Source organism: Bacillota bacterium, from assembly GCA_013177945.1.
Lineage (GTDB): Bacteria > Bacillota > DSM-12270 > Thermacetogeniales > Thermacetogeniaceae > Ch130.
This window is the reverse complement of the sequence record JABLXW010000008.1, coordinates 92,109-104,746: the sequence shown is the minus strand read 5'-3', so window position 1 is coordinate 104,746 and position 12,638 is coordinate 92,109. Positions and strand designations below refer to the sequence as shown.

Here is a 12,638-nt window from a genome sequence, read left to right as displayed (position 1 = left end):
TCCGGTGCCTCAACCCAGGCCCATTTTCCTAAAGGGTTTCCAGGTGAAACCCCGCTTTTTCCGCCGCGGCGCGGTCGTAAATGTTCCGGGTGTCCACGATGAAGGGCCGCTCCTTGCTCATCAACTCCCTGAAGGAGGAGAGGTTCTGGTAGTCGAGCCCCCGCTGCCGGGCGAGCACCACAATCCCGTGGGCACCCTGCAGAGCCTCCTCCAGGCTGGCAGCCGAGAAGGGGTAGCGGGTGGGAACCGCCGGGTCGAAGGCCCTGACCTCCACCCCCGCCGTTTGCAGCACCTTGATCACGGTATGGGCGGGGCTGAGCCGGTCGTCGTTGGAGTAATCTTTCATCGCGATGCCGAGGACGGCGACTTTAGCCCGGGCCGGGGGAACCGGGAGATTTTTCAGGACCAGCCCTGCCACGTAGGTTGGGGCCTCGTCGTTGATCTGCCGGGCCGTTGGAAAAATGCGCAGGTTGAGGTTGAACTCCAGGGCGCGGGGGAGCAGGTAGTAAAGGGCGTTGGGGACGCAGTAACCGCCCACGCCGGGGCCGGGCAGGAGGAGGTTGACCCGCGTGTGGGTGTTGGCAACCCTGATCACTTCAAAGATGTCGATTCCCAGCGCCTTCGTAAACCGGGCAAACTCGTTGACCAGGGCGATGTCCACATCCCGGGAGATGTTCTCCAGCACCTTGGCCGTTTCCCCCACCTCAATGGAACTCGCCTCAACCAGCTCCGCCCGCGTCACGATTCCCAGGACCTCCCGGGCGCGCTGCAGGCTGCGGGGCCCCACCCCGCAGACAACTGTGGGCATGTTTTCGAACTCCTCAAAGGCGCGCCCCTCGGCGATCCGCTCCGCAGCGTAGGCAAGGTAGAAGTCCTGCTCGGCCTTGAGACCCGAGGACTCAAGGATGGGTTGGAGCACGCGCCGGGTTGTCCCCGGTGTTAGGGTGCTGCGCACCAGGACGAGCTGGCCGGGCCGCAGACCCTGGGCGATTGTGGCCACCGCGTCCCTGACGGGGTTGAAATCGGGGATGCCGTTGGCGACGGGAACCCCCACTGTAACGATGATGTCCCTGCAGGCGGCGAGGGCCGGTGCGGGATTGGTTGTGGCCTGGAATCTTCCGGTTTTCAGCTGCTCCTTGAGAATTTCCTGAATCGGTGTGCCCCGGTAGGATTCCAGGTGGTGGGTGATCCCCCGGTTCAGGTCCTCTACCAGCTGCCCGTCCACATCAACGCCGGTCACCCGGCAGCCCCGGAGGGCGAAACTGAGGGCGAGGGGGAGCCCTACGAAACCGAGCCCGAAAATTGCGATTTTTCTTTCCGTTTCCATAAGCTTCCTTCCTTTCTTCCTTGCTTTCTGAATGGCTGGCAGCGAGCCGTGACCTCTGCTGTTCCTGCCGGTAATTCTTCAACCCTTATAACTTCTTCAGATAACTTCTTCAGATAACTTCTTCAGAGGCCCCTGGAGTTCCTTCCAAAAGCAGATGTTTTTTTATTTCTTGACATGTAACCAAAACTTCGCTCCGGCTCTATTTGAATGCAGTCAGCCTCGTTTTTGCTGCTGCCGGTTTTAAGATTAAATATGCCATTCTTTACGCGGATGCTTTTGCCCTGGCCACCGCCAGGGCCGCCGGAAGTCTGTTGATGACAGGTGATCCGGAGCTCAGGGATATTGGTGAAGTCGAAGCCCTCTGGATAGGTCGGTGAGGTCAGTTTTCTTTGAGGTGGGGGGCGATTTTTGCCATCATTTCCGCCACCCGCTGCTCCCAGGAGTTTGCCCCGGCGGCCTGCAGGCGGGCGGCCTGGCGCTCCGGAGTTTCTGAGGCAAGGGCCGCCTCGATTTTTTGCAGGAATTCGTCGGGGCCTCGGGCGATCTCCACCAGCCCGGAGAAGGGTTCGACCTCGGGGAGAGGGACGGAAACGATCGGTTTCCCTGTCGCCAGGTACTCGTAGAACTTGAGCGGGCTCACCGTTGCCGTTAATTTATTCAAACGGAAGGGGTTCAGGCAGAGGTCAAAGCCTTTAAAATAGCTGGGGAGGACCTCTTTATCCCGCCTGCCCAGGAGATGCACGTTTGCCATTTCCCGGAGGGGGCCCAAATTCACGCCCGGCCCCGCAGGCCCCACCAGGACGAAGGACCAGGCGGGGCGCCTCCGGGCGAGTTCGGCAATCAGGTCAAGGTCGATCCAGTCCTGGATCACCCCTACGAAACCGAGGATCGGGCGGGGAAGGCCCTGCAGCTCCGGAGCGAGGGGAGTTTCCGGGTCGAGGGCGCGCCTGAAGTGGGCGACGTCGGCGGCGTTTGGGATGAGGTGAATTTCCCGGCAGTAAGGTTTTTTTGCTTCGTAGAGGCCCCTTGCCGTCACGAAGACAATGTCGGCGAGCTTCAGGAGCTTTTTCTCCAGGGTGTTGACCGTCTCCGGACGGAAGCCGGTGTAGGCGGCGTGCTCGTCCACGCAGTCGTAGATGACGAGCCTCTCCCCGAGCCTCCCGGCGAGGTCGGCGGTGTTAGGGAGGTAGGTCCAGAGGATGGGGCGCCGGAAGCCGAGGGCGCGGGCCGCGGCCCGGATGAAGGGGGCGAGCCAGGCCTGGTTCAGCCAGTTCACGGGGCGGTAGACGTTCCCGAAGGGGAGGACCGGGGGCGGGGAGTACAGGTAGATGTTCTCGCTCCACCGGCGCAGGTCCTCCCGCCAGGTTCTCCACTTCTTCCAGCAGGCAGGGTCCTTGAAAGGCGAAAGGAGGGAAATCGGCGGCTCTACGTAGAGAATCCGGTTTGATTCAGGCAGGCGCGACATCACCTGTTGCTTGCGCGTCCAGATGGGGTCCCAGTCCACCGAGGAAATGCAGATGATCTCCTGATTTTCCAGCACCGCAGCCCGGCGTTTTTCTCCCGAGGCCACTCTCAGTTCCCTCCCGCGCCCCACAGTTTCCCGGCTTTCGCCTGCACCGCGCGCACCAAGTATAGCAGCTCCGCGGGGAGGCGGTCAAGGTGCCGGCGCGGCCGACAGAATTCGACGAATCATTACACAAAAAAACTTGCCGAGTTAATTTGAATGAGTCAATAGAAGAGGAGGTCTTTTTTGACCTTCTTTTTGCTTCTTTTGCATTTTTGCATTTTTCGCTCCGGGGAGGAGGTGAGATTCGTTTGAAAGTAGCTGCGGCGAGGAGGGGCCATCTTTATGATGGACTGCTTGGCAGGTCCGAACAGCATCTGCTTTGCGAGCTGAATAGACCAGTTCCGTCAAGGGCGACAACCCGAAAAAGCCTATCGTGGGTACTACCTTGTTCCTCCGTGTCTTTCTCATCACTGCTGCAAATAAAATCTTTCGAGGTTCAAGCAGTCTCCCTGTCAGGCTGTGACGTATGGTATCGGCAGAGGGTGGCCTTTGCCCCGGCACTCATGCCACGTTCCTGGGCCGTTCCTGAACTGCCTTTTCTTATCAGGGGAAAGCTGGTATACTGGAAAGCGGGGCGCACAAGAAAAAAAGGAGCAGGAAAGGTGCCGTACAGGTTATTTCCTTTAGTGATGGTGGCTTTTGTGGTTGTGCTGCTGCTGTCCAACACCGTCGCGGTGAAGGTCACGCAGCTGGGCCCCTTTTACTTCGACGGCGGGACAATCCTGTTTCCCTTTGCCTACATTTTCGGCGACATCCTGACCGAGGTCTACGGGTTCAAGAGGAGCAGGATCGCGATCTGGTCGGGGTTCGCGGCCTGCATCTTTATGGCCTTTGTTTACTGGCTGGTGGGCGTTTTGCCTGCAGCCCCGGACTGGCAGCGCCAGGGGGCCTACGAGGCGATTCTGGGGCAGACCCCGCGCATCGTCCTGGCAAGCCTGCTTGCCTACTTCAGCGGGGAGTTTGCAAACTCATTCGTGCTTGCGAAAATGAAGATCTTCACGCGCGGGCGCTGGCTCTGGACGCGGACGATCGGCTCGACCCTGGTGGGTGAGTTCATCGATTCTGCCCTCTTTGTTGCCGTGGCCTTTGCAGGGGTAATTCCTTTTCCCGCGCTGGTTGTGATGGGTGGCAGCAACTACATTTTCAAAACACTTTACGAAATCGCGGCAACACCCCTGACCTACATTTTTGTCAACTGGCTCAAAAGGGTGGAGCAGGAGGACTACTTCGATATCGGGACCAACTTCAATCCGTTTGCCGTTTCTTTGAGGGATCTGGAAAGAGGAATGAGAGAGCAGGAAAACCCTTTAAGAAACCGTTAAAGATTGCCAACCCGGCTCCGGAGGCCGGGCCGTTGCCATGTCGTTTCGGAACAGGAGGCTTACTGCCTCCTTTATTTTTGGCATGGAATTTGCAAGTAGAAAAAGGCAGAATGGACTCGAAGTTCCCCAAAAGCCGCCGGCGATCCTCCGCCCTGGCTGGTGCCGCCAAAGCCAGATGATGCCGGTGGCTTTTTTTGCTCCTTTTCATTCTGCCGCCTCTTCACCGGTTTGGCTCTGGCAGGGAGGGATGTAAACGGTAAAGGTGCTTCCCTTCCCGGGCTCGCTCTCCACACCGATGGTTCCCCCGTGCGCCTGGACGATCCCCAGGCTCACGGAGAGCCCGAGCCCCGTTCCTTTCCCACCCCTTTGCTTGTGAAAAAGGGGTCGAAAATGCGGGTGAGATTCTCCATCGGAATCCCCTGGCCGGTGTCAGACACTTTTATAAAAACCTGGTTTCGCTCCGGATCGTATCCGGTCTTGATCCCGATCAGGCGCAGCCTCTCCCCGACACCCTCAAAGGACTGCTTGGCATTGAGGAGGAGGTTCACCACAACCTGTTCGAGCTGCTGGGCGTTCCCCGCAATCTGGGGAATCTTTGGATCCAGATCCACATCTATCTGGATGTTGTCGGTTTCGATCTGGTAAGAAACGAGCTTCAGGGCCTCCCGGACCACATCGTTCACGGAAAGAGGATGGAAGACATAGTGCTCCTGCCGGGAGAAGGCAAGGAGCCCCTGGACGATCTGCTTGCAGCGCAGGCCGCAGGTTTTGATGTCCTCGAGGAGCCTTTTTTTTGGGTCGTCCTGGGGGCAGCTGCGCAGCAGCAGTTGAACATTTCCGAGAATCACGGCAAGAGGGGTGTTCAGCTCGTGGGCAACCCCGGCCGCCATCTCCCCCAGGGCGGCGAGGCGGGCGGCGCGCAGGAGCTGCGCCTGCATTTTGAGCCTTTCCGTGATGTCCTTGATGTAGATCACAACCCAGAGGTCGTCTTCTTCGTGGAAGGCGGGGTAGGCGTAAAACTCCATCACCCGGCCGTCGTCCAGGAGGCGCTGGGAGTGGGCGGTCTCTTTTGTCCGGAGGACCTCAGAGGCGGCGCACTCAGGGCAGGGGCTGGAGGAGGCGCAGATCACCTCGCAGCACTTCCTCCCCAAAACTTCTTCTTCAGAGAGGCCGCAGAACTGGAGCGCGGCCAGGTTTGCGTGCAGGATCCGCATCTCCCGGTCCACGACCACGATCAGATCCTTAACCGCTTTGAAGGTGGCTTCCCACTCGATCTTCGCCCTGGTCACCTCGGCGAAGAGTTCCCGGTCCTGGAGGTAAATCGCCAGCTGGTTGGCCAGCTGCTGGAGGAAGGTAAGATCTGGAGGATCGTAGCTGGTTTTCTGGAAGCTTGCCACGCAAAGGAGCCCGAAGACCCTTTTCTGGGCGAAGAGGGGGCTGATCACGGCAACCTGGAGCCCCAGCCGGGCAAGGTGCCTGTCTTCAATCCCGGCATCCCGCTGCCAGACCAGCTGCCGGGGGTTCTCGCTCACATGCCAGAGCGCCCTTCCTGCCTCCGGGGGAATTTCCATTCCCGGCTGGCAGATTCCATCATCAGGGTGAAAGCAGTTCAGGTAAAGTTTTCCTTCCCGAAAGGTGCACAGGCTGACCCGGTCAAAAGGGAGCACCTGCCCCAGGCTGGTGCTGACGTTCTTCACAATCTCCTCAAGCGGCGTGTTGATGCTGATCTGCCTGGCAAGCTCACTCAGAATCTCCAGCTGCAGGTTTCGCTTCGTAATCTCGGAAATCTTCTCCTTAAGTTCCGCGTAGTAGCTCCGCTTGGCGGTGTAAACCCCGGTGAGCTTTTCGATGAGCTGGGCTTTTTGAACGGCCAGCTCTGTGTAATAGCTCCGCCTTGTGGTATAAGCCCCTGGGAGCTTTTTGAGCAAGGCTTTTTGTTCGGGCATCTTCAACACCTCGCTGCCCTGAACAGGATTACCTTTACCGCCACGGTTTGACCTTAATCCCAGGCCTCCCCCCTTTTTTACTTTCTAGATAAATTGTTCGCCAGTTTTTCTTGCTTTCCTCTTCATACCTTGATTTTTAGAGTTTGAAGTTCTGTAGGGTTAGTTGTCGGACCCGGAGTTTTTAAAAAGTTTCAGGAACGGCGAGGGGCAAATGTTTATAGAATTGTAGCACAAAAATGTTGCAAAAAACATGCCAAAATTTCTGCCAGATTCCGCGATTTCGTACTTCAAGAATACCGCAATTTCGTAATTTTTTTCGCGAATTCGGAACTGCCTCCGAAAAAAGGGAAGATTCTTCGAATATGCTGATTTGACCGGGAGTTTTCCCTGCCGTCTCACCGAACACACTTTATGGGCGCGGCACTCCGGATGCTGGAGTGGTTAGCCGGGATCGGCTCCAAAAGCCGCCGGGATTTTTGCTGGAACCAGACCCAGTCCCGGCGGTTTCTGCTTTGCTTCCAGGACCGTCAGGGCAGGCACATTTTTTGCTTTGTTAAATTGAAGCAGTTTGCATTTCTCCCTGCCAGGGAGGATGTTGTTCTCTCGAAGGGGGTGGGATGGGATCGAGGCGTTAATCCCGGATCATGCCGTTCGGATTAAGCGTTAAGGAAGAAGGGAGGTCTTGTCCATTGGTATCATGTTTTGAGAAGGGAAGAACAGAAAGAGTCTTAACGATCTGCCCTTACTGCGGCACCGGCTGCGGCCTCTATCTGGTTGTGGAAGATGGCCATATCGCAGGGGTGGAGCCCGACAGCCTGCACCCCGTGAACGAAGGTGAACTTTGCGTCAAGGGTTACTTCGGGTACCAGCACGTAGAAGATCCCCGCAGGTTGACTGCTCCCTTGATCAAAAAGGACGGCAGGTTCACCCCTGTATCCTGGGACGAGGCGCTCAATTTCGTGGCGGGGCGCCTGACCAGGATCAGGCAGGAGTCGGGCCCGGATGCCTTTGTCCTGTTCGCCTCGGCGCGGGCGACCAATGAGGAAAATTATGTTGCCCAGAAGTTCGCGCGGGCGGTGATGGGCACCAACAACGTAGACCACTGCGCCCGCCTCTGACACGCCCCAACGGTCGCCGGTCTGGCGATGACGTTAGGGAGCGGGGCGATGACCAACTCGATTCCGGAAATCAGTCAGCACACGGATGTTATTTTCATCATCGGTTCCAATACGGCAGAGTGCCATCCTCTGGTTGCGAGGCATGTGATCAAGGCTAAAGAACGGGGGGCCAAACTTATTGTTGCCGACCCGCGGCTGACTGAAATGGCGAACAAGGCCGACATCTGGCTGAGGGTTCCCGCGGGTTACAACATCCCGCTGATTAACGGGCTGCTTCATGTTATTGTCAAAGAAAAGCTCTACAATTCAGATTTTGTTCAGAATTATACCGAGGGCTTTGGCGACCTGGAGAAAGCGGTAGAGGAGTATACCCCTGCCTATGTGGAGGGGTTGACCGGAATTCCCCAGCAGGATCTCGTCGAGGCGGCACGCCTCTTCGCTCGGGCCAGGAACGCTGCAATCCTCTACTGCATGGGTGTCACCCAGTTCAGCTACGGGACGGGAACCGTTGTCAGCCTTTCCAACCTCGCCGTGATCACGGGGAACCTGGGCAGACCGGGTACAGGCGTGAACCCCCTGCGGGGGCAGAACAACGTGCAGGGGGCCTGCGACATGGGCTGCCTTCCCAATCTGCTGCCCGGCTACCTTGCCGTCACCGATGAGGGGAACCGCGCCCGTTTTGAGAAGGAGTGGCATGTCAGGCTTCCCTCCAAGCCAGGTCTGAGGATCCCCGAAGTGGCCGATGCGATCCTGGGCGGCCGGGTCCGGGCTGCCTATGTTTTCGGTGAAAACCCCGTGATGAGCGATCCCGATTCAGATCACCTCCGGCATGCCTTCGAGCATCTTGATCTCCTCGTCGTCCAGGACATCTTCCTCACCGAAACCGCCCGCCTTGCTCATGTCGTCCTCCCCGCAGCCTGCTGGGGCGAAAAGGAAGGAACCTTCACCAACACCGAGCGCAGGGTCCAGCGGGTGCGCAAGGCTGTGAATCCGCCTGGTGAAGCGCGTGATGACTGGTGGATCTTCAGCGCTCTCGCCCAGAAGATGGACTACGGGAGGATGAACTACCTCCATCCCCAGGAGATCTGGGATGAGGTGCGGCGGCTGGTTCCGGAGAAGTTTGGCGGGATCACCTACAGCCGTTTGGAAAAGGCGAGAGGGATTAACTGGCCCTGTCCGGCAGAGGACCATCCGGGTACTCCCATTCTCTACCAGGGCGGTAAATTCGCGACCCCGTCCGGGAAGGCCAACCTGCGTCCGGTTTTCTTCGATCCCGTGCGGATTCCGGAGGAGAAAGTGAGAGAATTCAAAAATGCGCTCGCAGGCAAAATCACAGAGCTACCCGACGAAGAGTACCCCTTCACCCTCACCACCGGAAGAAGAGGCTACCACTACCATACCGGCACCATGACCCGGAAGTCCTGGCCGATCACCCAGGTTACCCCTGAGCAGCTGATCGAAATCAACCCCCGCGATGCCAGGAAGCTCGGCATTGAAGACGGCGATTTCGTCAGGCTTTCCACCAGGCGCGGCTCCATTGCTGCAAGGGCGTGGGTGACGGAGCGGGTGCCCGAGAAAACGGTTTTCACCACTTTCCACTTCTGGGAGGCCAATGTCAACGAACTCACCATTAACTCGACAGACCCGGCGGCCTGCATTCCGGAGTTCAAAGTGGCAGCAGCGAAGGTGGAAAAGATCACTCCCGCCGAATTCCAGGCCATCCTCCAGGAAAAAAAGAAGAAGTACCTGGTTGATCTGGAGGCGGAAGTGGCAGGTCAGTTGAAGAGCGGGAGGAGGGAAGCCCATGTTTAACCGCTTTGTGATTGCCAATCCCGACCGGTGCCTGGGCTGCTATACGTGCATGGCTGCCTGCGTCGTGAACCACGTGAAGCAGGGGCTTCAGGCTTACCCGAGGCTCCATGTTACTTATACTCCGGTGGGAACGATGCCCGTGCAGTGTCATCACTGTGAAGACGCGCCCTGCGCCCTGGTCTGCCCAGTTAAAGCTATTGAAGTTAAGGAGCAGATGGTGAAGTTAAACGAAGGGCTCTGCATCGGCTGTAAGATGTGCGCCCTGGCCTGTCCCTTTGGAGCCATTACGATCCAGGGCACTCCGCCCCCCTCCGTACAGGCAGAACCGGCCCGGACGCTCCCACCTCTCCTCGCCTGGTTCGCAGGGCAGAAAACCATCGGAATCAAGTGTGATTTATGCGACTTTGATGAACAGGGCCCCCAGTGCGTGCGGGTTTGCCCCACCAAGGCCCTGCAGCTGGTGGAGGGAGGAGATGTGGAGCGCTGGAGCAGGCTCAAGCGGGCGGGCGCCGTGACCGGCGCAGTCGCGATGTTTAAGGGAGCGGAGGGGTGAGGTTGATGGGCGCACAGGATCTCCTTTTGCTTTCCATTTTCCTCTATTTGGCCGGGGCGGTCGCTGCACTGATCTTTAACAACAGCGGCAGGTTTGCCAACTGCATCACCAGTTTGAGCGCCTTTGCTGCCTCCCTTGCAGGAATTGCTTCGGCCCTCCTGGTGCTCGCCGGGAGCGGATTCCGGTTGGATGCTCCTGGTTGGATTCCCTTTACCCGTTTTACGATGGAGGTCGACCAGTTATCGGCCTTCATGGTCCTGGTGATTTCTTTTCTGGCTGCGGCTGTTTCCCTGTACTCCTTCTCCTACCTGGATGAGTATACCAGGAAGAATCCGGGTGTGCTGGGATTCTTAATCAACCTCTTTATCGCCTCAATGATTCTGGTCGTGACCGTCGGAAACGGGTTTTACTTCCTGATCTTCTGGGAGATCATGACCCTTGTTTCGTATTTCCTGGTTATTTACGAGCAGGACAGGGAGGCCCTGAGGGCCGGCTTCCTCTACTTCCTTGTCGCCCACGCCGGCGCCGCCCTGATCATGCTCTCCTTCATTCTGTTCTTTATCATCACGGGGAGCTTTGATTTTGCAGTTTTCCGGACTGCGAAATTAACCCCCGTCCTGAGTTCGGTGCTTTTTATCCTGGCGTTTGTCGGCTTCAGCGCCAAGGCAGGAGCGGTGCCCCTGCACTTCTGGCTCCCCGAGGCCCACTCCGTGGCTCCCTCCAATGTCTCCTCTCTCCTCTCCGGTGTGATGATTAAAACGGCAATCTACGGGATCATTCGTGTCTGCATGGATTTTTTGGGAGCCGGCGGCTGGTGGTGGGGCTTCCTGGTTCTCGTGGTCGGGATCATCTCCGCCGTTTTGGGGATGGTATATGCCCTCACGCAGCACGATTTGAAGAGATTGCTTGCGTTCAGCAGCATTGAAAACATCGGCATCATTCTGATGGGCGTCGGGGCGGGGATGCTGGGCCTGGCCCTGAACAGGCCGCTCCTGGTCGGCCTCGGGCTGATGGCGGGGCTTTACCACCTGCTCAACCACGCCACCTTTAAGGGCCTCCTCTTCCTGGGGGCGGGTTCCGTCATCTACAGGGCCCACACCAGAAATTTAGAGGAACTGGGCGGCCTGGCAAAGGTCATGCCCGTGACCGCCTTCATCTTTCTTGTAGGGGCAACATCGATTGCTGCCATTCCTCCGTTGAACGGTTTTGTGAGCAAGTGGTTCATCTACCAGTCCCTTTTCACCCTGGGGATGAGCGGCGGCTTTGCCGATAAGGTGTTTGTGCCCCTGTTTGCCATGCTCCTGGCTATGACGGGAGCCTTAACGGCTATGTGTTTTGTGAAGGCCTACGGGGTAGCCTTTACCGGACCCTTCCGGAGCGAACACGGTGAAAAGGCCCGGGAGGCCCCCTTCCCCATGCTTTTAGGAAAGGCCGTTCTCGGGCTTGGGTGCGTTGTCTTCGGATTGGGCGCCCCCCTGATTGCACCCCGCATCGTGTCGGTTGTTGCCGGCCTCCTGAACACAGGGGCGGTTCCGGTAAGTTCTGCTTTCACCGTGTTCCCCGGAGATGTTGCCCGGGCTGCACTTTCCACGCCTTTAATTGCCCTGCTCCTGATCGGATTCCTGGTCCTGCCTTTGCTCCTGCTGGTGCTGTACGGAGGAGCGGGAGTCGGGTCGCGGCTCGATCCCACGCCCTGGGCCTGCGGCTATAAGTACATCCCGCAGATGACCTACTCTTCCCATGCCTTTGCCCAGCCGCTCCAGATCATTTTCCGGCCCCTCTACCTGTTCAGTGCGACCCTGAAGGAATTCGGGGCGACCGCGGGTGCCTATTTCAGCACCCGCGTGGCCTATCTAGTACAGGTGGAAGATATGTGGGAGAAGTTTATTGGAAGGCCTCTCGCCCGGGGTGTCCAGGGTTTGGGGAGGCTCGTCCAGCTACTCCAGCTGGGGAATGTGCGGCTGTACTGCACCTATATCATTATCACCCTGGTCATTCTGTTGGCTGCCGTGAGATTTTAACTGAGAGGGGGCAAGATGATGTTCGATGCCAGGCTTTTCCTCATCGGTTTTCTCCAGGCTCTTTTTGTCCTCCTGCTGGCACCCTTTTTTGCGGGCTTGGCCCGGGTGCTGAGGGCTAAGATGCATTCCCGCAAGGGACCTCCTCTTTTTCAATACTACTACGACATCGTCAAGCTCATGAAGCGGCAGGAGGTCAGACCGGCTCAAGCAACCTGGGTCTTCCGGGCGACCCCCTACATTATCATGGTCAGCGTTCTCCTCATCGCTGCTCTGATTCCGATGTGGGTTTTACAGTCGCCCTTCGGGGTTGTTGGCGACATGATTCTCGTAGTTTACCTCTTCGCAATGGTCAGGTTCTTCCTGGCAATGTCGGGTTTCGACTCGGGAAGCGGTTTTGCCCAGATCGGCGTGGCCCGGGAGCTTGCCCTGGGCGTGCTGGTGGAACCTGCGATCATGCTGGTGCTCTTCATTATCGCCCTCTTTGCAGGCTCCACAAACCTGGGAACGATGAGCCAGATGATTGCCCTGGGCAAGGTCTCCTATACAAGCCCGGCGATCTGGCTGGGCATGGCCGCCTTTGCGGTTGCCTCTTTTATTGAGACGGGAAAGCTGCCTTTCGACCTTGCCGAGGCGGAGCAGGAGGTCCAGGAGGGGCCCCTGACGGAGTACTCGGGGCCCGGGCTGGCGCTGCTCAAATGGGGGATCTTTGCAAAACAGGTGGTCGTCCTCTCTCTGTTTCTGGCCATCTTCTTCCCGTTTGGAAGCGCTGCCACGCCGGGCCTGCCTGGGGTTCTCGGTGCTGCGGTGCTCTTTTTCCTGAAGCTCTTCTGCCTGTACGTAATTGTTGCTGTGATTGAAAACTCCATGGCAAGGCTGACGCTCTTCAGAGCGCCTCACATCACCTGGGTGGCCCTGGGAATCGCTTTGCTTTCCTTCGTTTTCTACCTGGTTCAGATCTGATGAAGTGAGGTG

At 58.0% G+C, this 12,638-nt stretch carries 10 protein-coding genes; 6 read left to right on the top strand and 4 right to left on the bottom strand.

Going from position 1 to position 12,638, the window contains the following annotated elements; translation table 11 throughout:
* Nucleotides 1-28: 28 nt before the first annotated feature.
* Entirely contained in the window at nucleotides 29-1,327 is a 1,299-nt protein-coding gene (locus HPY58_05460; GenBank protein ID NPV29103.1) for a nucleotide sugar dehydrogenase, read from the bottom strand.
* Nucleotides 1,328-1,530: 203 nt separating this feature from the next.
* On the opposite strand from HPY58_05460, the gene HPY58_05455 reads away from it, so the two are divergent.
* Nucleotides 1,531-1,704 carry a hypothetical protein gene (locus HPY58_05455; GenBank protein ID NPV29102.1) on the top strand — a complete coding sequence of 58 codons (174 nt, stop codon included), beginning with the start codon at nucleotides 1,531-1,533 and terminating at the stop codon, nucleotides 1,702-1,704.
* 2 nt (nucleotides 1,705-1,706) lie between these two features.
* Here the strand turns inward: HPY58_05455 and HPY58_05450 are convergent, their stop codons facing one another.
* Nucleotides 1,707-2,792 (bottom strand): glycosyltransferase, encoded by a 1,086-nt coding sequence (locus HPY58_05450; GenBank protein NPV29101.1) that lies wholly within the window; start codon nucleotides 2,790-2,792, stop codon nucleotides 1,707-1,709.
* Between the two features lie 731 nt (nucleotides 2,793-3,523).
* Here HPY58_05450 and HPY58_05445 point away from each other — a divergent pair.
* Nucleotides 3,524-4,216 carry a queuosine precursor transporter gene (locus HPY58_05445; GenBank protein NPV29100.1) on the top strand — a complete coding sequence of 231 codons (693 nt, stop codon included), beginning with the start codon at nucleotides 3,524-3,526 and terminating at the stop codon, nucleotides 4,214-4,216.
* A 204-nt stretch (nucleotides 4,217-4,420) separates the two neighbouring features.
* Here HPY58_05445 and HPY58_05440 read toward each other — a convergent pair whose 3' ends face one another.
* Nucleotides 4,421-4,549 carry a hypothetical protein gene (locus tag HPY58_05440; GenBank protein NPV29099.1) on the bottom strand — a complete coding sequence of 43 codons (129 nt, stop codon included), beginning with the start codon at nucleotides 4,547-4,549 and terminating at the stop codon, nucleotides 4,421-4,423.
* On the bottom strand, nucleotides 4,546-6,162 hold the full coding sequence (locus HPY58_05435) for a PAS domain-containing protein (GenBank protein NPV29098.1): 1,617 nt from the start codon (nucleotides 6,160-6,162) through the stop codon (nucleotides 4,546-4,548). Before HPY58_05435 ends, HPY58_05440 begins: the two co-directional genes overlap by 4 nt.
* A gap of 644 nt (nucleotides 6,163-6,806) precedes the next feature.
* On the opposite strand from HPY58_05435, the gene fdhF reads away from it, so the two are divergent.
* The 4 genes from fdhF to HPY58_05415 are packed head-to-tail and all read left to right on the top strand — an operon-like array spanning nucleotide 6,807 to nucleotide 12,626.
* The gene (gene fdhF, locus HPY58_05430; protein ID NPV29097.1) at nucleotides 6,807-9,092 is read left to right on the top strand and encodes a formate dehydrogenase subunit alpha; all 2,286 of its coding nucleotides are present in this window, start codon (nucleotides 6,807-6,809) and stop codon (nucleotides 9,090-9,092) included.
* A complete protein-coding gene (locus tag HPY58_05425; protein NPV29096.1) occupies nucleotides 9,085-9,645 on the top strand; it encodes a 4Fe-4S dicluster domain-containing protein in 561 nt (186 codons plus the stop codon). Before fdhF ends, HPY58_05425 begins: the two co-directional genes overlap by 8 nt.
* A 5-nt stretch (nucleotides 9,646-9,650) precedes the next feature.
* Nucleotides 9,651-11,666 carry a hydrogenase 4 subunit B gene (gene hyfB, locus HPY58_05420; protein NPV29095.1) on the top strand — a complete coding sequence of 672 codons (2,016 nt, stop codon included), beginning with the start codon at nucleotides 9,651-9,653 and terminating at the stop codon, nucleotides 11,664-11,666.
* A 15-nt stretch (nucleotides 11,667-11,681) separates the two neighbouring features.
* Nucleotides 11,682-12,626: a respiratory chain complex I subunit 1 family protein gene (locus HPY58_05415; GenBank protein ID NPV29094.1), complete on the top strand. Its 945-nt coding sequence runs from the start codon at nucleotides 11,682-11,684 to the stop codon at nucleotides 12,624-12,626.
* Nucleotides 12,627-12,638 lie beyond the last annotated feature (12 nt).

Coding starts and splice junctions, on each gene's coding strand:
- HPY58_05460 (NPV29103.1), bottom strand. CDS start 1,327: ATGGAAACGGAAAGAAAAATCGCAATTTTCGGGCTCGGTTTCGTAGGG.
- HPY58_05450 (NPV29101.1), bottom strand. CDS start 2,792: ATGTCGCGCCTGCCTGAATCAAACCGGATTCTCTACGTAGAGCCGCCG.
- HPY58_05445 (NPV29100.1), top strand. CDS start 3,524: ATGGTGGCTTTTGTGGTTGTGCTGCTGCTGTCCAACACCGTCGCGGTG.
- HPY58_05435 (NPV29098.1), bottom strand. CDS start 6,162: ATGCCCGAACAAAAAGCCTTGCTCAAAAAGCTCCCAGGGGCTTATACC.
- HPY58_05425 (NPV29096.1), top strand. CDS start 9,085: ATGTTTAACCGCTTTGTGATTGCCAATCCCGACCGGTGCCTGGGCTGC.
- hyfB (NPV29095.1), top strand. CDS start 9,651: ATGGGCGCACAGGATCTCCTTTTGCTTTCCATTTTCCTCTATTTGGCC.
- HPY58_05415 (NPV29094.1), top strand. CDS start 11,682: ATGATGTTCGATGCCAGGCTTTTCCTCATCGGTTTTCTCCAGGCTCTT.